General features: G+C 67.1%; 19 protein-coding genes and 1 other RNA gene. 15 read left to right on the top strand and 5 right to left on the bottom strand.

Annotation, left to right across the window (positions count from 1 at the left end; genetic code table 11):
- Positions 1-28: 28 nt before the first annotated feature.
- Genes H1343_RS06180 through murB form a run of 10 tightly spaced genes read left to right on the top strand, consistent with a single transcriptional unit; the run spans position 29 to position 10493 of the window.
- Positions 29-1477, top strand: coding sequence for a UDP-N-acetylmuramoyl-L-alanyl-D-glutamate--2,6-diaminopimelate ligase (locus tag H1343_RS06180; RefSeq protein WP_185985035.1), 1449 nt, complete (start codon positions 29-31; stop codon positions 1475-1477).
- Complete coding sequence (locus tag H1343_RS06185) at positions 1474-2937, top strand: UDP-N-acetylmuramoylalanyl-D-glutamyl-2,6-diaminopimelate--D-alanyl-D-alanine ligase (protein ID WP_185985036.1); 1464 nt, start codon at positions 1474-1476, stop codon at positions 2935-2937. The genes H1343_RS06180 and H1343_RS06185 overlap by 4 nt, the downstream gene beginning before the upstream one ends.
- Positions 2931-4013 (top strand): phospho-N-acetylmuramoyl-pentapeptide-transferase, encoded by a 1083-nt coding sequence (gene mraY, locus H1343_RS06190; RefSeq protein ID WP_185985037.1) that lies wholly within the window; start codon positions 2931-2933, stop codon positions 4011-4013. Before H1343_RS06185 ends, mraY begins: the two co-directional genes overlap by 7 nt.
- Positions 4010-5401: a UDP-N-acetylmuramoyl-L-alanine--D-glutamate ligase gene (gene murD, locus H1343_RS06195; protein WP_185985038.1), complete on the top strand. Its 1392-nt coding sequence runs from the start codon at positions 4010-4012 to the stop codon at positions 5399-5401. The genes mraY and murD overlap by 4 nt, the downstream gene beginning before the upstream one ends.
- A 5-nt stretch (positions 5402-5406) precedes the next feature.
- Positions 5407-6576 carry a putative lipid II flippase FtsW gene (gene ftsW, locus H1343_RS06200; protein WP_185985039.1) on the top strand — a complete coding sequence of 390 codons (1170 nt, stop codon included), beginning with the start codon at positions 5407-5409 and terminating at the stop codon, positions 6574-6576.
- Between the two features lie 3 nt (positions 6577-6579).
- Positions 6580-6834, top strand: a complete 255-nt coding sequence (locus H1343_RS06205; RefSeq protein ID WP_185985040.1) for an amino acid transporter — start codon at positions 6580-6582, stop codon at positions 6832-6834.
- Positions 6831-6977, top strand: coding sequence for a hypothetical protein (locus tag H1343_RS06210; protein WP_185985041.1), 147 nt, complete (start codon positions 6831-6833; stop codon positions 6975-6977). Before H1343_RS06205 ends, H1343_RS06210 begins: the two co-directional genes overlap by 4 nt.
- Positions 6978-7012: 35 nt before the next feature.
- On the top strand, positions 7013-8131 hold the full coding sequence (murG, locus tag H1343_RS06215) for an undecaprenyldiphospho-muramoylpentapeptide beta-N-acetylglucosaminyltransferase (protein ID WP_185985042.1): 1119 nt from the start codon (positions 7013-7015) through the stop codon (positions 8129-8131).
- Entirely contained in the window at positions 8128-9540 is a 1413-nt protein-coding gene (murC, locus tag H1343_RS06220) for a UDP-N-acetylmuramate--L-alanine ligase (RefSeq protein WP_185985043.1), read from the top strand. The genes murG and murC overlap by 4 nt, the downstream gene beginning before the upstream one ends.
- Positions 9540-10493 carry a UDP-N-acetylmuramate dehydrogenase gene (murB, locus tag H1343_RS06225; protein WP_185985044.1) on the top strand — a complete coding sequence of 318 codons (954 nt, stop codon included), beginning with the start codon at positions 9540-9542 and terminating at the stop codon, positions 10491-10493. Before murC ends, murB begins: the two co-directional genes overlap by 1 nt.
- Here murB and H1343_RS06230 read toward each other — a convergent pair.
- The 4 genes from H1343_RS06230 to ssrA all read right to left on the bottom strand — a co-directional run bounded on the left by H1343_RS06230 (position 10483) and on the right by ssrA (position 11993).
- Positions 10483-10704, bottom strand: a complete 222-nt coding sequence (locus H1343_RS06230; protein ID WP_185985045.1) for a ribbon-helix-helix domain-containing protein — start codon at positions 10702-10704, stop codon at positions 10483-10485. The genes murB and H1343_RS06230 overlap by 11 nt on opposite strands.
- A complete protein-coding gene (locus H1343_RS06235) occupies positions 10701-10910 on the bottom strand; it encodes a DUF4169 family protein (protein WP_185985046.1) in 210 nt (69 codons plus the stop codon). Before H1343_RS06235 ends, H1343_RS06230 begins: the two co-directional genes overlap by 4 nt.
- A 7-nt stretch (positions 10911-10917) precedes the next feature.
- The gene (locus H1343_RS06240; RefSeq protein ID WP_185985047.1) at positions 10918-11487 is read right to left on the bottom strand and encodes an SspB family protein; all 570 of its coding nucleotides are present in this window, start codon (positions 11485-11487) and stop codon (positions 10918-10920) included.
- A gap of 148 nt (positions 11488-11635) precedes the next feature.
- Positions 11636-11993, bottom strand: a transfer-messenger RNA (tmRNA) gene (ssrA, locus tag H1343_RS06245).
- Between the two features lie 166 nt (positions 11994-12159).
- Between ssrA and H1343_RS06250 the strand changes: the two genes are divergently transcribed.
- The 5 genes from H1343_RS06250 (at position 12160) to H1343_RS06270 (ending at position 17872) form a co-directional block, all read left to right on the top strand.
- Positions 12160-12969 (top strand): thymidylate synthase, encoded by an 810-nt coding sequence (locus tag H1343_RS06250; RefSeq protein WP_185985048.1) that lies wholly within the window; start codon positions 12160-12162, stop codon positions 12967-12969.
- The gene (locus tag H1343_RS06255) at positions 12969-13514 is read left to right on the top strand and encodes a dihydrofolate reductase (RefSeq protein ID WP_185985049.1); all 546 of its coding nucleotides are present in this window, start codon (positions 12969-12971) and stop codon (positions 13512-13514) included. The genes H1343_RS06250 and H1343_RS06255 overlap by 1 nt, the downstream gene beginning before the upstream one ends.
- Positions 13515-13717: 203 nt before the next feature.
- Positions 13718-14989, top strand: coding sequence for an FtsH protease activity modulator HflK (hflK, locus tag H1343_RS06260; protein WP_185985050.1), 1272 nt, complete (start codon positions 13718-13720; stop codon positions 14987-14989).
- Entirely contained in the window at positions 14989-16158 is a 1170-nt protein-coding gene (gene hflC, locus H1343_RS06265; RefSeq protein WP_185985051.1) for an SPFH domain-containing protein, read from the top strand. Before hflK ends, hflC begins: the two co-directional genes overlap by 1 nt.
- 136 nt (positions 16159-16294) lie before the next feature.
- Complete coding sequence (locus H1343_RS06270) at positions 16295-17872, top strand: Do family serine endopeptidase (protein WP_425484633.1); 1578 nt, start codon at positions 16295-16297, stop codon at positions 17870-17872.
- A gap of 15 nt (positions 17873-17887) precedes the next feature.
- Here the strand turns inward: H1343_RS06270 and serB are convergent, their stop codons facing one another.
- Entirely contained in the window at positions 17888-18772 is an 885-nt protein-coding gene (gene serB, locus H1343_RS06275; protein ID WP_185985052.1) for a phosphoserine phosphatase SerB, read from the bottom strand.
- Between the last annotated feature and the right edge of the window lie 7 nt (positions 18773-18779).

An 18779-nucleotide genomic window follows, 5' to 3' on the forward strand; every position in this document is an offset into this window, starting at 1 on the left:
CGACGAACGTGAAGCCAGGGATGCTGCGATGAAACTGGGGGCCTTGGCGGACGGGACGGGAGCGAGCGGCGCGGCGGCCGACGTCGAGATCGCGGGTCTCACCGCCGATTCGCGCGCCGTGCGCCCCGGTTTCCTCTTCGCCGCCCTGAAGGGCTCGCGCGCCGACGGGACGCTTTTCGTGCCGCAGGCCAGGGAGATGGGCGCCGCCGCAGTGCTCGCGGCCGACAACGCGGTTCTTGAAACGAGCCTGCCGGTTCTTCGCGCCGCCGATCCGCGCCGCGCGCTCGCCCTGATGGCAGCGCGGCTGGCGGGGCCGCAGCCTGCCGACATCGTCGCCGTCACGGGCACCAGCGGCAAGACTTCGATCGCCGCCTTCACCCGGCAAATCTGGGCGCGCGCAGGTCATGCCGCCGCCTCGATCGGCACGACAGGTCTCGTCTCGCCGAACCGCACCGAATACGGCTCCCTGACGACGCCCGATCCCGTCGCCTTGGCTGCGCTCATGGCCGAACTCGCCCGCGAGGGCGTGACGCACGTTTCGATGGAAGCGTCGAGCCACGGGATCGAGCAGCGCCGCCTCGACGGCGTGGACTTGAAGGCGGCCGCCTTCAGCAATCTCGGCCGCGACCATCTCGACTACCATCCCGACATGGAAGATTATTTCGCGGCAAAGATGCGCCTGTTGGACACGCTGCTCCCGAAGGGACGACCGGCGGTGATCTTCGCCGACGACCGCTGGTCGGAGCGGGCGATCGCGGCGGCCGGCGCGGCGGGCGCGAAAGTGATGACGGTCGGGCGCGCCGGCGCCGACCTCAGGCTCATGCGCCTCGAGCACGAGCGCCGCCGGCAGATCGCCGAGATCGAGGCGGAGGGGCGCATCCACCGCATCGTCCTGCCGCTCGCCGGCGAGTTCCAGATGTCGAACGCGATGGTGGCGGCGGGCCTCGCGATCGCGACGGGTGTCGCTGTCGACGACGCGCTGGCGGCGCTGGAGCATCTGGAAGGTGCGCCCGGACGCCTCGACCTCGCCGCGACCACCGCCGAAGGCGCGCCGATCTTCGTGGACTACGCCCACAAGCCGGAGGCTCTGGAGAACGTGCTCGCCTCCGTACGTCCCTTTACGACGGGCCGCGTCATCGTCGTCTTCGGCTGCGGCGGCGATCGTGATCGCGGCAAGCGGCCGATCATGGGCGAGATCGCCTCGCGGCTCGCCGACATGGTGATCGTGACCGACGACAACCCGCGTTCCGAGGTTCCCGCCGAGATTCGCGCCGAGATCATGGCGGCCGCGAGCGGCGCCGAGGAGATCGCGAACCGGCGCGAAGCCATCCGTCTGGCCGTCATGCGCGCGCAGGCCGGCGACACGGTCGTGGTGGCGGGCAAGGGGCACGAGAACGGCCAGACGGTCGGCACTCAGACACTGCCGTTCAGCGATCACGAAGTCGTTCGCAGCGCTGTTCTGGAGGCTGCGCGATGAGCAATGTGCTCTGGACCGGCGCCGATTTCGCAGGCGCCACGCGCGGCCGGCCGATCGGCGAGTTGCCGGCGACCGTCACCGGTCTTTCGATCGATACGCGCACTCTGCAGCCGGGCGAGGCCTTCTTCGCCATCAAGGGCGATGCGCTGGATGGGCACGACTATCTGACCGCTGCGGTCGCCGCCGGGGCCGGGCTCCTCGTCGTCAGCGAGCACAAGCTCGCCGCGCTCGGCAAACTTGCGGCGCCGCTGCTCGTCGTCGATGACGTGCTGAAGAGCATGGAGCGCCTCGCGGTTGCCGCGCGCGCGCGCACGAAGGCGCGCATCGTCGCCGTGACGGGCTCCGTCGGCAAGACGACGACCAAGGACGCGCTGCGCGAGGCGTTGGGCGCCTGCGGCAGCGTCCATGCTTCGGCTGCCTCCTTCAACAATCACTGGGGCGTGCCGCTGTCGCTCGCGCGCCTTCCCGCCGATGCCGACTATGCCGTGTTCGAGATCGGCATGAACCATCCCGGCGAGATCCGTCCGCTCGTGAAGATGGTGCGGCCGCATGCGGCGATCGTGACGCTGATCGCGCCCGCCCATCTCGGCTTCTTCTCCGGCCTCGACGAGATCGCGAAGGCGAAGGGCGAGATTTTCGAAGGCGTCGAGCCCGGCGGCGCGGCCATCCTCAACGCGGATGACCCCTTTGGCACGGTGCTCGGGACGATCGCACGTTCTGGCGGCATCTCGGACGTGCGCACCTTCGGCGAGGTCGCGGGCGCCGACTACCGGCTGATGGCATTCGAGCCTCTGGACGACGGTTCGAAGCTTTCGGCGCGCATCGGCGAGGTGGATGTCGACGTGCGGCTTGCCGCGAGCGGCAGGCACGTCGCGCAGAATGTCCTCGCGGTTCTGGGCGCGGCGGACATCCTCGGCGCGGACGTGCCGCATGCCGCCGAGGCGCTGTCGCACTGGACGGCGGTGAAGGGGCGCGGCGCACGCCATGCGATCGACCTCGGTGATGGCGCCCCGGTCACGCTGATCGACGAGAGCTACAACGCCAATCCGGCGTCAATGGGCGCCGCCCTCGCGGTTCTGGCTGCCGCGCAGCCCGCCGAGGACGGACGACGCATCGCGGTTCTCGGCGATATGCTGGAACTCGGCGGCCATTCGCGCCGCCTTCATGCGGAGCTTGCCGGCCCGATCGCCGAGGCCGGCGTCGACGCCGTTTTCCTGGCCGGCGACGAAATCCGAACTCTCACCGGCGCGCTGCCGCCTGCGATCCACTGCGAGTGGCATCGCGGCGTCGGGGAGCTTGAAGCAAGCCTTGTCCCGTACCTGCGGGCAGGGGATGTCGTCATGGTGAAGGCATCCAAGGGCATCGGCTTTGCCGGACTGGTCGACAAGCTGGTCGCCCGCTCCGCGAAGAGCCCGGACGAAACCGCGCCAACGGGCGGCGGGAAGGGCATCTCATGCTGAGCTATCTCGCGGCCTTCGCGGCCGAAGCGCAGGTCTTCAACGTTTTCCGCTACATCACCTTCCGCACCGGCGCGGCGATGATCACCTCCTTCATCGTCGTCTTCCTGTTCGGCCCGGCCGTGATCGCCAATCTGCGGCTGCGCCAGGGACGCGGCCAGCCGATCCGCGCGGACGGGCCGCAGACCCATTTCAAGAAAGCCGGCACGCCGACGATGGGCGGGCTGATGATCCTGTGCGGCTTCCTCGTCGCCACGCTCCTGTGGGCCGATATCCTGAACGTCTATGTCTGGGCGGTGCTGCTCGTGGCGCTCGGCTTCGGCGCTATCGGCTTCTATGACGACTATCTCAAGGTCACGAAGCAGAGCCACAAGGGCTTTTCCGGCAAGGCGCGCTTGGCGATCGAGTTCGCCATTGCCGGCGTCGCCGCCTTCCTGATCGCCTATGCGGGCGGGGGAGACCTCGCCACCACGCTGACGTTCCCCTTCTTCAAGCAGATCGTCATCGACATGGGTCTGTTCTACGTCGTCTTCGCCGCCTTCGTGATGGTCGGCTCGGCGAACGCCGTCAACCTGACCGACGGCCTCGACGGCCTCGCCATCGTGCCGATCATGATCGCGGCCGCGGCCTTCGGCCTCATCGCCTATCTCGCTGGCAACGTGAACTTTGCGAACTACCTGCAGATCCACTATGTCGAGGGCACCGGAGAGTTGTCCGTCCTGTGCGGCGCGGTGATCGGGGCGGGCCTCGGCTTCCTCTGGTTCAACGCGCCGCCGGCGGCGATCTTCATGGGCGACACGGGATCGCTCGCGCTCGGCGGCCTGACGGGCGCCGTCGCCGTGGCCACCAAGCACGAGCTTGTGCTCGCAGTGATCGGCGGCCTCTTCGTGATCGAGGCGCTGTCGGTCATCATCCAGGTGGCGAGCTTCAAGCTCACGGGCAAGCGTGTCTTCCTGATGGCGCCGATCCACCACCATTTCGAAAAGCTCGGCTGGACGGAGAGCCAGGTCGTGATACGCTTCTGGATCATCGCCCTGATGCTGGCTTTCGTCGGCCTGTCCACGCTGAAGCTGAGATGATCCCAGCGCGCACCTTCGCGGGCGCCTCCGTCGCGCTCTTCGGCCTCGGCGGCTCCGGCCGAGCAACCGCCCTGTCGCTGGCCGAGGGCGGCGCTCTTCTGACAGCCTTCGACGACAATCCGCGCTCGGTCGAGGCAGCCGCAACCGAAGGCATCGCGACCGGCGACCTCCACGACCTCGACTGGAGCGCCCTCTCGGTGCTCGTGCTGTCGCCGGGGGTGCCGCTGACGCATCCCAAGCCGCATTGGGCGGCCGAACTCGCCAACGCGAACGGCGTCCCCATCATCGGCGATGTCGAGATATTCTCGCGCGAGCGAGCGGCGAGCGCGCCCGATGCACCCTTCATCGCCATCACGGGCACGAACGGCAAATCGACGACGACGGCGCTGATCGCCCACTGCCTGCGCGCCAACGGCCGCGATACGCAGCTCGGCGGCAATATCGGCGTTCCCGTGCTCACGCTCGATCCGCCGGCCGCCGATCGCTTCCACGTCGTCGAGTGCTCGTCCTACCAGATCGACCTCGCACCCTCGATCGCGCCGAGCGTCGGCATCCTGCTCAATCTTTCGCCTGATCACCTCGACCGGCACGGGACGATGGAGAACTACGCCGCCATCAAGGCGCGACTTCTGGAAAAGGCCGAGCTCGCGGTGATCGGCGTCGACGACGAATATTGCGAGGGTATCGCCGCCTGGCACGAGAGCGAAGGCAAACGCGTTGTGCGGATCTCGCGCGAGAAGACGCTGGTTTCCGGCGTCTTCTTCGACGGCGCCAGCGTGATTCGGCGCGACGAGAACGGGGAAGCGGCCTTTCCGCTTACCGGTATCGGTTCGCTGCGCGGGCGCCACAACGGACAGAACGCGGCTGCGGCCGTCGCCGCGCTGACGGCAAGCGGCTTGTCCGACGACGAGATCGCCGCTGGCCTGAAGAGCTTCCCGGGCCTCGTCCATCGCATGGAGGAGGTGGGACGGCGCGGGCGCGTTCTCTTCGTCAACGATTCCAAGGCGACGAACGCGGATGCTGCGGCGCCGGCTCTGGCGAGCTTCCCGCGCATTCACTGGATCGCCGGCGGACTTGCCAAGGAAGGCGGCATCGCGCCGCTCGCACCGCTCTTCGACAGGATCGCCAAGGCCTATCTCATCGGCGAGGCGGCTCCGTCCTTCGCGGCCACTCTTGGTGAACAGATTCCTTACGAAATCTCCGGTAGTCTCGACGTCGCGGTGGAGAACGCCGCGCGCGAAGCGGGCGAGGGCGGTGGCGAAGAGGTGGTGCTCCTCTCCCCAGCCTGCGCCAGCTTCGATCAGTTCCGCAACTTCGAGGTGCGGGGCGAGGCATTCCGCAAGGCGGTGGCCGCGCTTCCCGGCATCGAGATCTTCGCCAAGGGGTGACGCGAATGGCCAGCCGCGCCAAGAAGGGTTTGATCGCCGAGTGGTGGTGGAGCGTCGATCGCTGGTTTCTCGCCGCGTTCCTGATCCTCATGGTCGGCGGCATGGTGCTCTCCTTCGCGGCAAGTCCGCCGGTGGCCGAAAGGCTCGGCATCGACGCGTTCCACTTCGTCAAGCGCCACGCGGTCTTCCTCGTCCCGTCGATCGCGGTGATGCTGGCCGTTTCGCTGCTTTCGCCGCACGGCATCCGCCGTCTCGCCATCTTCATGCTCGGCGGTTCGCTCGTCGTCATGGTGCTGGCCCTCTTCTTCGGAATGGAGGTGAAGGGCGCGCGGCGGTGGATGGAGTTCGGCCCGATCACCGTCCAGCCGTCGGAGTTCATGAAGCCTGCCTTCGTGATCGTCTGCGCCTGGCTCTTCGCCGAGCGTGCGCGCCGGCCGGAGATTCCGGGTAATCTTCTCTCCCTCATCCTTCTTTTCACTGTCGCGGCGCTCCTCGTCGCCCAGCCCGATTTCGGGCAGACGGTGCTGACCGCAGGCGTATGGGGCGGCCTCTTCTTCATGGCGGGCATGCCGTGGCTGTGGATCATGGTGCTCGGCGCGCTCGGCGTCTTCGGCATCGGCGGCGCCTACGTGGCACTGCCGCACGTCGCCTCGCGCATCGACCGCTTCGTTACCGGCGAGGGGGATACCTTCCAGACCGACACGGCGCGCGAGGCCATCATGAGCGGCGGGTGGTTCGGCCAGGGCGCGGGCGAGGGTACCGTCAAGCGCCTCCTGCCTGACAGCCACACTGACTTCGCCTATGCCGTCATCGCCGAGGAGTTCGGCATCATCTCCTGCATGGCGCTCACGGCGATCTTCTGCTTCATCGTCATCCGCGGCCTCTCGGTCGCCTTCGAGCAGCGTGATGTCTTCGCGCGCCTTGCGATCTCCGGCCTCGTGATGCTGTTCGGCATGCAGTCGATCATCAACATGGCGGTGAATCTGCAACTCATGCCTGCCAAGGGCATGACGCTGCCCTTCATCTCCTATGGCGGCTCGTCGATGATGGCGGTGGCGATTTCCGCCGGCTGCGTCCTGGCGCTGACGCGCAAGCGCGCCGACAACTCGTCCCAGACCGACAGGCTGATGGAGCGGGGCGTGGCGTTCGGGGGCACGGCCTACGGTGTTCGTTGAGGAATGGACGAGATCGAAGAGCGCTCGCCCAAGACGGAGGCCGAGCGTGAACAGACAAAGCTTCGTGCCACGTATCTGAATGGAATCGCCATCGGCATCTTCCTCGTCGGTGGACTTTCCGTTCCCTCGTCGATCCTTCTCAGTCCCGCTGCGGGCGGGTCGATCGCGATCCCTTTAGCCATTGCGCTGTTTTGCTTTATCGTCAGTCCGGCCCTACATTGGACAGCGAGAATATCGCTCAAGGAACTCGACCGATGAACGCTCTGGAAATCGTGATCGCCGTTCTGATAACCCCCGTCAGCGCCCTCACCATCGCTTGGTGGGTGCTGCGCGACAACCGGATCAGCGGTGAGCGCGCCCGCGCTCGCGCACGCGCCCATCAGGCGCGCAGCGGCAACTGACCCACGACCCAATTCCGCAGGCTTTCCCGGACTGAATGACCCTCTTCCTTCTTTGCGCCGGCGGCACCGGCGGGCACCTCTTTCCCGCCGAAGCGCTTGCGCATGAACTCGGTGCGCGCGGCCATACGGTCCACCTCGTCACCGATGAGCGCGCAGCGCGATATGCGGGCGAGTTCCCGGCTGAAGAGACGCATGTCGTTCCCTCCGCGACCTTCGGGTCCAAGCATCCGCTCAAGCTCATGCGATCGGGCCTGACGCTCTTCTCCGGCTACCGCAAGGCGATGGGGCTGATGCGCTCCCTGCGCCCCGGTGCGGTCATCGGCTTCGGCGGCTACCCGACGTTGCCGCCGATGGTGGCGGCCGTGCGCAGCGGTTTGCCGTGCATCGTGCACGAGCAGAACGCGGTGATGGGGCGCGCCAACAAGGCGGTCGCCGGCCGCGTCACGGCCATCGCCGGCGGTTTTCTGCGGCGTTCCGGCCCTTTCGCTTCCAAGATCGTCGAGGTCGGCAACCCGTTGCGCCCGGCCGTTCAGGCGCTGGCCGCCGCGCCTTACGAAGCACCGGCGGATGATGGCTCGATCCGGCTTCTCGTCTTCGGCGGAAGCCAGGGCGCGCGCTTCTTCTCGGACATGATGCCGGAGGCTGTCGCCGCGCTTCCGGCAAACCTGCGCGCGCGGCTTCTCGTCACCCAGCAGGTGCGCGCGGAAGATCAGGCCCGCGTCGAGGAGCGCTATCGCGAGATGGGGGTGACCGCGAATGTTGCACCGTTCTTCTCCGATCTTCCCGCGCGCATGGCCGGGGCGCATCTTGTCGTATCGCGCTCGGGCGCATCGACCGTGCTCGAGCTTTCCGTCATCGGGCGCCCGGCGATTCTCGTGCCGCTGCCGCATGCGCTCGACGACGATCAGGGGCACAACGCCCAGCTTCTCGTCGATGCGCGGGCTGCGCTCATGCGGCGTCAGCCCGGCATCACGCCCGAAAGCCTCGCCGCCGACATTGCCTCCCTCTTCGAGGACCGCGAGACCCTGCCGGCAATGGCGGCCGGTGCGATCGGCGTCGCGCGGCTGAACGCCACCACAGCTCTCGCCGACCTCGCGGAAGCCGTCGCGGCAGGGCGTGCAGCCGAAATCATCAACGAAGGAACTCATTCATGAAGATGCCGCCCAATATCGGACCGGTCCATTTCATCGGGATCGGCGGCATCGGCATGAGCGGTATCGCCGAAGTGCTCGTCAATCTGGGCTACACTGTCCAGGGCTCGGACGCGGCCGAGAACGCCAATGTCCTGCGCCTGCGCGAAAAAGGCGTGAGCGTGCACATCGGGCATGCGGCCGAGAATCTCGGGCAGGCCGAAGTGGTCGTCGTCTCCACGGCGATCAAGCGCGCCAACCCGGAGCTTGCCGCCGCGCGCGAGCGGCTCCTGCCCATCGTGCGCCGCGCCGAAATGCTGGCTGAACTGATGCGCTTTCGTCAGGCCATCGCCATCGGCGGCACGCACGGCAAGACGACCACGACCTCCATGGTCGCGACGCTTCTGGACGCCGGCGGAATGGACCCGACCGTCGTCAACGGCGGCATCATCAACGCCTATGGCACCAACGCACGCATGGGCGAGGGCAACTGGATGGTGGTGGAGGCCGACGAGAGCGACGGCACCTTCCTGAAGCTGCCGGCCGACGTCGCGGTCGTCACCAATATCGATCCGGAACATCTCGATCACTACGGCTCGTTCGACAAGGTGCGCGCCGCCTTCCGCAGCTTCGTGGAGAACGTACCCTTCTACGGCTTCGCGGTGATGTGCCTCGATCATCCCGAAGTGCAGGCCCTGGTTTCCGAGATCGAAGACCGGCGCATCATCACCTATGGCGAGAACCTGCAGGCCGACATGCGCTTCTCGAACGTGCGCATCGATGGAGCGCGCTCGCGCTTCGACGTCAGCTACCGCGACCGCGTGAGCGGCGAGACGCTGCACCTCACCGATCTTGTGCTGCCGATGCCGGGACGCCACAACGTCTCCAACGCGACCGCCGCGATCGCAGTCGCTCACCGCATCGGCATTTCGGGAGAGGCAATCCGGTCCGGCCTCGATTCCTTCGGTGGCGTGAAGCGGCGTTTCACGCACACCGGCAATTCGGGCGGCATCGACGTCTACGACGATTACGGCCATCATCCGGTCGAGATACGCGCCGTCCTGTCGGCAGCGCGCTCGGCGGCCAAGGGACGTGTTATCGCCGTCGTGCAGCCGCACCGCTACACACGCCTCCAGAGCCTGTTCGCTGAATTCGCGGCCTGCTTCAACGACGCAGACACCGTGATCCTCGCGCCGGTCTATGCGGCGGGCGAGGAGCCGATCGAGTTCGTCAATTCCGAGATGCTGGTCGAGCGCCTGAAGCTCGGCGGTCATCGCGACGCGCGGCTGATCGAGGGGCAGGAGGAACTTGCCCCGCTCGTCCATCGCATCGCCGAGGCGGACGATATGGTCGTGTGCCTCGGGGCGGGTTCGATCACGCAATGGGCCTACGCCCTGCCGAAGGAACTGGACGCGCTGGCGTCCCGCACCTGATGGACAAGCGCTTCGCACAGGATTTCGCGGGGGAGCATGGCGTTGCGCTTCGCGGCAAGCTGACGCCCAACGCGGACATGGCGAAGGTGACCTGGTTTCGCACCGGTGGGCCCGCCGACCTGATGTTCCAGCCGGCCGACGAGGACGATCTCGCCGCCTTCCTGCGCATCCTGCCCGCCGAGATACCGCTGACGGTCGTCGGCATCGGTTCCAATCTCCTCGTCCGCGATGGCGGCATTGAAGGCGTCGTGGTGCGTCTGCCGCCGAAGGGCTTCGGCCGTGTCGAGCCCGACGGCGAGGGGCGTCTGCGCATCGGCGCGGCCGCCTCGGACAAGCGCGTGGCGGCCGTGGCCCTGGAGGAGGGCCTTGGCGGCTTTCACTTCCTGCACGGCATTCCGGGCTCGATCGGCGGCGCGCTGCGCATGAATGCCGGCGCCAACGGTGTCGAGACGGTCGAGCGTTTCGTCGAAGCGGTCGGGCTCGACCGCGCCGGCAACCGCCACGTGCTTTCGTCGGGCGACATGGGGTTCTCCTACCGACATACAGCGCTGCCGGACGACTTCATCCTCGTTTCCTGTGTCCTCCAAGGGTCGCCTGCCGAGCAGGCCGCGATCCGTACAGCCATGGACGACGTGCAGCATCATCGCGAGACGGCCCAGCCTGTGCGCGAAAAGACCGGCGGCTCGACCTTCCGCAACCCGCCGGGCACGTCCGCCTGGAAGGAGGTCGATCGCGCCGGCTGCCGGGGCTTTCGTATCGGCGATGCGCAGATGAGTGAGATGCACTGCAACTTCATGATCAATGCCGGCGCTGCGAGCGGGCACGATCTGGAGCTTCTCGGCGAGACGGTGCGCGAGCGCGTTTACGCGGCCTCCGGCATTCTCCTCGAATGGGAAATAGCCCGTATCGGCCGCTTCGAGGCCGGCCGCGAGGTCGTGCCGTTCAAGCTGTAGGCTTGCGCGCGAGCGCGACGTTCAGCACGAAGACGCGGATGGCGGAGGAAAGGTTCTGCCCCGGCACGCGCGCCGCATCGATCTGTGCCACGAGCGCGGCGAGCGGCACGTCGCGCTGCTCGGCTTCGCGTTTGAGTTCGGCCCAGAACTCATCCTCGACGCTGATCGAGGTCTGATGTCCGCGGATAGACAGCGAGCGCTTGACGCTCACCGTTCCGGCTCGTCCTTCGCGGCTGTGGCCGCGCGATCGAGCTTCGCGCCGTCGAGCGCCGCGAGCAGCTTTTCTCGCTCGCTGCCGGCCTTTGCCTTCTGCGGTTTGGTCAGCCCGTAGCGCTGGCGGTTCTCGGCGGCCTGCGCCTCCCGCGCGGCACGCTCGCGCGTCTTGCGGGCCTGGCGCAGGTTGACGATTTCGGCCATCGTCGTCTCAGGGCTTCTTGCGGAAAGCGTCGAGCGAGACGACCTCGGCGGACTTTTCGGCCGCGGGTTCCTCGGTGGTCTCGCCGCTCTCATCCTTGGCCTTCTCGGCGGCGGGCGCGGCCTTCGGCCCCTTCGCCGGCGCCGGGCGCGTGCTCGGCACGGCGGCGATGGGCGTCGGCGCGGGCGCCGGCTCCTCGGTGCCTTCGTTCGCCGCCTCGACATCGCGCACGTCGAACTCCAGTTCGAAGTTTACGGCCGGATCGTAGAAACCACGGATTGCCGCGAACGGGATCAGCAGGCGCTCCGGGATGTCGGAGAAGGAGAGACCGATCTCGAACGAGGTGTCGTTGACGGAAAGGTCCCAGTACTGATGCTGGACGACGATCGTCATCAGCTCGGGATATTTTTCGCGCAGGCGCGAGGAGAGGCGCACACCCGGCGCTGAGGTCAGGAAGGTGATGAAGAAGTGGTGCTCGCCCGGAAGGCCGGTCTTCACCACCTCCGTCAGCACCTTGCGGATTACGCCGCGTAGCGCGTCCTGCGCCAGAATATCGTAACGGATGAGATCCTGACCCATGATCAACCTGCGCTCTTCCGGGGGGCGGTGGGCTGAGCCCTGGCGCTCCGGAACATCCTCGTATGCGCCCTGCGGATCGCGACGAGCGAAACAGGACGCATCGTCATAACCGCACGATGGCCCGCGGGGGAAGAGCGGGCCGGGAAAAGGTGGAGGCTTCTGTTGCCAGGCGCCTCCGGGCCCCGCCTAGAAGTGCGAACCACTAGGGCTTGAATTGAAGCTATCGCACCGCATTAAGCGGCGAGACGTGCTTCCGCATAGTTGTCGTTGGCAACTATTTTTACAGCCCGATAACGGTGGTACCATGCCGAGCGAAAGAACGATCTTTACACCCTCGTCGATCCTATTTCGCCCCCGCCTCAATCCACCGCGCGGTGAACTCAGGTGGAGGCGCCGGGTACCGCCCCCGGGTCCGAAAGGCTTATTACATCGGCCGTTTATCGCCATAGCCGGGCGGGTGCCCGGCAAGAGCGAATATAGCGAGGGTGAAGCGGTTCGGAAAGGGTTACATTCTTTCACGGCATTCCCCAGTTTATCCACAGCCCCGTCACAGGCGACCGCGCGCTTATCCACCGAAGAGTGGCTCGCGCCTCTATTCAACGGCGCGCGCTCAGGCGACACGAGCAGTCCGGCGTCCGTTCGGAGAATGCCATGCTTGATCGACCGCAGAATATGAGCAACCGCACGGACGAGCAGTATCTTGCGCTCCTTCGCCTTGCGATGGACGAAGGCGTGGATCGTGGCGACCGTACGGGAACTGGTACGCGCTCGATCTTCGGGCACCAGATGCGATTCGACCTTTCCTCCGGCTTCCCGCTTCTGACGACGAAGAAGCTGCACATCCGCTCCATCGTCCACGAACTCCTGTGGTTCCTGAAGGGCGACACCAATATCGCCTACCTCAAGGCCAACGGCGTGCGGATCTGGGACGAGTGGGCCGACGAGAACGGCGATCTCGGCCCGGTCTACGGCTCGCAATGGCGCTCCTGGCCCGACTATGACGGCGGCCATGTCGACCAGATCTCGGACGTCGTCGAGGCGATCCGCAAGAACCCGAACTCGCGGCGGCTGATCGTCTCGGCCTGGAACCCGGCGCTGGTGGACGAAATGGCGCTGCCGCCGTGCCACTGCCTGTTCCAGTTCTACGTGGCGGACGGCAAGCTGTCCTGCCAGCTCTACCAGCGCTCGGCCGACATCTTCCTCGGCGTGCCGTTCAACATCGCATCCTACGCTTTGCTCACGCATATGGTGGCGCAGGCCTGCGGGCTGAAGGCCGGCGACTTCGTGCACACGCTGGGCGACGCCCATCTCTACCATAACCATTTCGACCAGGCCCGGCTGCAGCTCTCGCGCACGCCCGGTCCGCTGCCGCACCTCGCGCTGAACCCGGAAATCCGCGACCTCTTCGCCTTCCGCTACGAGGACATTGCCGTCGAAGGCTACGAGGCGCAGGAGTCGATCCGCGCACCGATCGCCGTCTGATGTACGTCTTGAATGAAGAGACATTCACCGTCGTCGCGGTGGTGGCGGCGGCGCGAAACGGGGTGATCGGGCGCGAGGGCGAGATGCCGTGGAAGCTTCCGAGCGACCTCAAGCGCTATCGCGCGCTCACGATGGGCCGCCCGATGATCATGGGCCGCAAGACCCTCGAATCGATCGGGCGCGTGCTCGATGGGCGTGACACGATCGTCGTCACGCGCAGCGGTACCCCGCCGATCGACGGCGCGCTGGCCGCCGGGAGCATGGACGAGGCTATGAGCATCGCAGCTTCCTGTGCGCGCGCACGCGGGACGAACGAAATCGTGATCGCGGGCGGAGGCGAGATCTATCGGGCCTTCATGGCCTTCATCGATCGCGTCGAGATGACCCGAGTCGAGATCGATCCGCAGGGCGACACGAGCTTTCCCGAGCTCGACTCGAACCAGTGGAAAACGACGTCGGACGTAGCCATGAGCCGAGGCGACAAGGACAGCGCGGACGCCCGCTTCCTGTCCTTCGTTCGAACGGCAACGGAAAAAGCACCGTAAAAAGCGGGGCAGATCCAGAAGAGCGGGCCTGTGTCGGAAGCGGCAACGCCAAGCCGCAAACATCGCTAACCATCGCCGATCGCGCGGCTTCGAAAAGCCGTGATTTCGTTGAAAGAATTGCGTCCTGTTCCTATAAGTGCCGGACAGCTTGGAACGAGGCCGCGCGCGAGACGTTCGCGCGACCTTTGGATGGAAGGACGTACATGCCCTGGAGCAATCAGACGGGGAACGGCGGCTGGAAGGGTAGCGGCGGCGGCAATGGTGGCGGCCCTTGGGGGCAGGGGCCGCAGGCGCCGCGCCCGGGCGGCGGCGGTAACTCGCCCGATCTCGAAGACATCCTGCGCCGCGGACAGGATCGGCTGCGCCGGGCCATGCCCGGGGGCGGCGGTGGTGGCGGCGCGCCCGGCGCCGGCGGCATCGCGGCCTTCGGCGGCCTGATCGTCGTCGGCCTCGCGGTCGTCTGGCTGTTCAACGCCGTGCGCTTCATCGAGCCCGACCAGCTCGGTGTGAAGCTGACCTTCGGCCAGCCGAGCGAAGTGACGCTCACCGAGGGCCTTCATCTGATCTACTGGCCGTTCCAGACGCTCGAGACGGTGCCGGCCTTCGAGAACCAGATCTCGATCGGCGCCAACGCCAATTCCAGCCAGCAGCAGAGCGGCAACGTCTCCGGCGGCACGCAGATGCTTTCCGGCGACCAGAACCTCGTCGACGTCCAGTTTTCCGTCCTCTACCAGGTGACCGACCCGCAGGCCTTCCTGTTCAACGTCGACGATCCGCAGGGTATGCTGCGGCAGGTCGCCGAAAGCGCCATGCGCGAGGTCGTCGGGCGCTCGCGCGTCGAAGCGCTGTTCCGCGCCGACCGTGTCGGCATCGCCCAGGAGGTCGAGGCGATCACGCAGAACACGATCGACAGCTACGGCCTCGGCATCAACGTCAACGCCATCACCATCGAGGACACCGCTCCGCCGGCCGAAGTCGCCGGCGCGTTCGAGGAGGTGCAGCGCGCGCGTCAGGACCAGACGCGTTTCGTTTCCGAAGCCCAGCAGTACCAGAACCAGCGGCTCGGCGAGGCACGCTCCGAAGCGGTCCAGATCCGCGAGGAAGCCGCGGCCTACAAGAACCGCGTCGTGCAGGAGGCCGAGGGTGAATCGCAGCGCTTCACCTCGATCCTGACCGAGTACGAGCAGGCCCCCGCCGTCACGCGTCGTCGTCTCTATCTCGAGACCATGCAGGCGGTTCTCGGGGATTCCAACATGGTTCTCGTTGATGAGCGCGCCGCCGGCGGCCAGGGCGTCGTGCCCTATCTGCCGCTGACGGAAGTCGAGCGGCAGGGCCAGACCCGCCGTCAGAACCAGGACCAGAACCAGCCGGGCGGCGGCCTTGGCGGTGCCGGTGCTGCGCCCAGCAGTGGCACGACCTCTTCGATCTCGCCCGGGTCGGTTACCCGTCAGTCGCTCGCGCAGGGAGGCAACTGATGAGCAACCGCGCCTACGCATTCCTCGCCATCGTGGCGGCGGGGCTTTTCGTCCTCTACAACTCGATGTTCATCGTGAACGAGCGGGAGAAGGCGATCGTCCTGCGCTTCAGTGAAATCCAGCGCGTCATCGACGAGCCGGGTCTCTACTTCAAGCTGCCCTTCTCCTTCGCGCGCGCCGATAACGTGCAGAAGCTGTCGGACATGCGCCAGCGGCTCGATCTTGGCCCGCTGCGCGTGCAGACGGCCGAAGGCCTCTTCTACGACGTGGACGCCTTCCTCGTTTACCGCATCCAGAACGCCGGCCAGTTCCGTCAGAACGTCGATGGCGGCCGTCTCGAGGTGGCCGAGCAGCGCCTGCGCAGCCGCTTCGATTCGGCCATCCGCGCCGTCTACGGCCGTCGTTCCTTCGAATCGGCCCTGTCCGACGAGCGCGTTGCGATGATGGTCGAGGTGCGGGACCAGGTTCGGCCCGAAGCCGAGAATCTTGGCCTCTCGCTGGATGATGTGCGCATCCGCCGGACCGATCTGGGCGGCGATGTCGCGGGCCAGACGTTCGAGCGCATGCGCACCGAGCGTACCGCCGAGGCCGAAGGCCTTCGCGCCAACGGGCGCGTGGCGGCCGCCGAGATCCGCGCTGCCGCCGACCGTGAGGTCGTCGAGACGATCGCCGGTGCGCGGCGCGATGCCGAGATCCTCCAGGGTGAGGGCGAGGCCGAGCGCAATTCGATCTTCGCCGGTGCCTTCGGCGCCAACCCGGAGTTCTTCGAATTCTACCGCTCAATGCAGGCCTACCGCGGCGCGATGGAGAACGCGGGCACCACGATGGTGCTGTCGCCTGACAGCGACTTCTTCCGCTACTTCAACGCCAATGTGGATCTGCCGGAGGGCACGACCTTCGGCGGTGGCGCCGCTGCGCCGACCACGCCGCCGGCTGCCGGAGCGGGAGAGGACGAAGAGATCGAAGGCGATCAGGGGGCGGCCAACGAGGCCTCACCGGCCGAGTTGACCCCCGGCGCGCAGGCCGCACGCGAGGCGGCGGAGGCAGCAGCGCGGGCCATCGCCGCCGGCGAGGAGCCGCCGAGCGTTCTCGGTTCGGACGCACCGGAGGGTGAGGCAGAAGAGGTCCCCGCGGACACAGCACCTGCTCAGCCAGCTCCGGCCAACTGACCGCCGGCATGAGACGAGACGCCCGCCCCACCGGCGGGCGTTTCCATGTCCGGCCCTTGATTCCACCGCTTTTGTCCGCTTGCCTCCAAGGCGAGGCCACGCCGAGATATGGCACGGGCGGAGATATGGACCCGCGATGACGACCCTGCGCACGCTTCTCGCCGCCTGCCTCGCCGGAGGTGTCCTCGCCTCGCCGGTCCTTGCTCAAGGCGTCATCGAGCCGCCGGCCGAAGGCGAGGCGATCGCTCCGCAGCCGCCGACCGCGACCACGATGGAGCCCGAGGCGCAGGGCGTGCCGGCCGCATCGGCGCAGCCGCGCATGCAGGGGCCGGCCTCGGTCGCCGATCTCGCCGAAGGCCTGCTCGACGCTGTGGTCAACATCTCGACATCGCAGAACGTGCCCGCCGCCGGGCGCGGGCTGCCGCCGCTCGACGCGCCGGACGGCTCGCCGCTGCAGGACTTCTTCGACGAGCTTCTGCGCGAAGACGGAAATGCCTCACGCAGCGTCCAGTCGCTCGGCTCGGGCTTCGTTATCGACGAGAGCGGCATCGTCGTCACCAACAATCACGTCATCGCCGATGCGGACGAAATCACCATCAATTTCGCCGATGGGCGAAGCCTGGAAGCGAGCATCGTCGGCGTCGATCCGGCGACCGATATCGCGGTCCTGCGGGTCGAGCCCGACCGTCCGCTCACGGCCGTTTCCTTCGGGCGCTCGGACGAGGTGCGCATCGGCGACTGGGTGATGGCGATCGGCAACCCGTTCGGCCTCGGCGGATCGGTGACGGTCGGCATCGTCTCGGCACGCGGCCGGCGCATCACCGACGGGCCCTACGACGATTTCATCCAGACGGACGCGGCCATCAATCGCGGCAATTCCGGCGGCCCGCTCTTCGACATGTACGGGCGTGTCGTCGGCATCAACACCGCGATCATCTCGCCGACGGGCGGCTCAATCGGCATCGGCTTCTCGATCCCGGCCCAACTCGCCGAAAACGTCATCGGCCAGCTTCGTGAATTCGGCGAGACGCGCCGCGGCTGGCTCGGCATCCGCCTGCAGGCGGTGACGGAGGAGATCGCGGAAGGCCTGGGCCTGCCGGAGGCACGGGGCGCGCTCGTCATGGGCGTGGTGCCGAACGGCCCTTCGGACGGCGGCTCGATCGAGGTCGGCGACGTCATCGTCGGCTTCGACGGGCGGGAGGTCGAGACTTCGCGCGATCTGCCACGCATCGTCGCGGAAACGCCGGTCGGCAGCACGGTGACGATCGATCTCCTGCGCAAGGAGAATGCGGATGCGCCGGTCGAGCAACTCTCGGCCGAGATCACGCTCGGGCGATTGGAAGGCAACGAGGAGGCGTCCGCGAACGAGGTGGAAGGCGGCGAGCCCGCGGAGGACGCCGAGCAGGCGCCCGCGCGCTCGCCCACGCTCGGCATGCGGCTGACCGATCTGACCGCCGAACTGCGCGAGCGCTTCTCCATCGCGGAAGCCGTGAACGGGGTCGTGGTCGAGGAGGTCGATCCGGACTCGAGCGCGGCCGAAGAAGGCATCGAGGCTGGCTTGGTCATCGTCGAGATCGCACAGGAAAGCGTCGGCAGTGCCGATGCCGTTCGCACACGGCTGGGCGAACTGCGCGAGAGCGGCCAGCGCAACGCGCTGATCCTGATCTCCGAGGGCAACGGCGACCTGCGCTTCGTCGTCGTTCCGCTGGACTGATCAGGCTATTTCGCTTCAGCGCGTGTGGAAGTCCCGTGCGCGGTAGCCCTGCATGAACAGGAGGGCGGTCAGGTCGCCGTGATCAATGCGAAACGGCGCCTTGGCCGCGACGGTCGGCTTGGCGTGGATCGCGACGCCCGAGCCGGCGGCAAGGATCATCGGCAGATCGTTCGCGCCGTCGCCCACAGCCATCGTGTCCGCGAGCCGCAGCCCATGCTCCTCCGCGATGGCATTGAGGGCGTCCAGCTTGGCCTGTGCACCGAGGATCGGCTCGCCGACCGTTCCGTCGAGCTTGCCGTCCGTGGCGTTCAGCGTGTTGGCGCGGTTTTCGTCGAAGCCGAGCCGCTCCGCGATCACCGAGGTGAAGGCGGTGAAGCCACCGGAGACGAGCGCGGTGCGCGCGCCGTTCAAGCGCATCGTGGCCACGAGTTCGCGCCCGCCCTCGGCCAGCGTGATGCGCTTTTCGATCACCTCGTCGATGACGGAGACGGGCAGGTCGCGCAGGAGCGCCACGCGCTCGCGAAGGGCCGGCTCGAAGGCGATCTCGCCGTTCATGGCGCGCGCAGTGATTCCGGCGACCTTGTCCTTGATGCCCAGCGCGTCCGCCAGTTCGTCGATGCACTCCTGCTCGATCATCGTGGAATCCATGTCGGCGAGGAGAAGGCGCTTGCGCCGGCCGGCCAGCTGCTGCACCACGCAGTCGACCGCCTCCTCGCGCGCGAGCCGGTGCAGGCTGTCGACGATGTCGGACGTCATCGGCTGCTCGATGACGATGTCGCATGCGACGCCGTCTTCCAGCCAGTGGACGTCGCCGACGCCGGCGCGATCAACGGCTTCGGATGCGAGCGTGCGGTTCACGCGCGGATCGTTTCGGGCGGAGATCAGCGTGGCGACGAACATTTGCGGG

The sequence above is a fragment of the Aureimonas mangrovi genome (genome assembly GCF_014058705.1).
In the GTDB taxonomy this organism is placed as follows: Bacteria; Pseudomonadota; Alphaproteobacteria; order Rhizobiales; family Rhizobiaceae; genus Aureimonas; species Aureimonas mangrovi.

Coding starts and splice junctions, on each gene's coding strand:
- H1343_RS06180 (WP_185985035.1), top strand. CDS start 29: ATGAAACTGGGGGCCTTGGCGGACGGGACGGGAGCGAGCGGCGCGGCG.
- H1343_RS06185 (WP_185985036.1), top strand. CDS start 1,474: ATGAGCAATGTGCTCTGGACCGGCGCCGATTTCGCAGGCGCCACGCGC.
- mraY (WP_185985037.1), top strand. CDS start 2,931: ATGCTGAGCTATCTCGCGGCCTTCGCGGCCGAAGCGCAGGTCTTCAAC.
- murD (WP_185985038.1), top strand. CDS start 4,010: ATGATCCCAGCGCGCACCTTCGCGGGCGCCTCCGTCGCGCTCTTCGGC.
- ftsW (WP_185985039.1), top strand. CDS start 5,407: ATGGCCAGCCGCGCCAAGAAGGGTTTGATCGCCGAGTGGTGGTGGAGC.
- H1343_RS06205 (WP_185985040.1), top strand. CDS start 6,580: ATGGACGAGATCGAAGAGCGCTCGCCCAAGACGGAGGCCGAGCGTGAA.
- H1343_RS06210 (WP_185985041.1), top strand. CDS start 6,831: ATGAACGCTCTGGAAATCGTGATCGCCGTTCTGATAACCCCCGTCAGC.
- murG (WP_185985042.1), top strand. CDS start 7,013: ATGACCCTCTTCCTTCTTTGCGCCGGCGGCACCGGCGGGCACCTCTTT.
- murC (WP_185985043.1), top strand. CDS start 8,128: ATGAAGATGCCGCCCAATATCGGACCGGTCCATTTCATCGGGATCGGC.
- murB (WP_185985044.1), top strand. CDS start 9,540: ATGGACAAGCGCTTCGCACAGGATTTCGCGGGGGAGCATGGCGTTGCG.
- H1343_RS06235 (WP_185985046.1), bottom strand. CDS start 10,910: ATGGCCGAAATCGTCAACCTGCGCCAGGCCCGCAAGACGCGCGAGCGT.
- H1343_RS06240 (WP_185985047.1), bottom strand. CDS start 11,487: ATGGGTCAGGATCTCATCCGTTACGATATTCTGGCGCAGGACGCGCTA.
- H1343_RS06250 (WP_185985048.1), top strand. CDS start 12,160: ATGAGCAACCGCACGGACGAGCAGTATCTTGCGCTCCTTCGCCTTGCG.
- H1343_RS06255 (WP_185985049.1), top strand. CDS start 12,969: ATGTACGTCTTGAATGAAGAGACATTCACCGTCGTCGCGGTGGTGGCG.
- hflK (WP_185985050.1), top strand. CDS start 13,718: ATGCCCTGGAGCAATCAGACGGGGAACGGCGGCTGGAAGGGTAGCGGC.
- hflC (WP_185985051.1), top strand. CDS start 14,989: ATGAGCAACCGCGCCTACGCATTCCTCGCCATCGTGGCGGCGGGGCTT.
- H1343_RS06270 (WP_425484633.1), top strand. CDS start 16,295: ATGACGACCCTGCGCACGCTTCTCGCCGCCTGCCTCGCCGGAGGTGTC.
- serB (WP_185985052.1), bottom strand. CDS start 18,772: ATGTTCGTCGCCACGCTGATCTCCGCCCGAAACGATCCGCGCGTGAAC.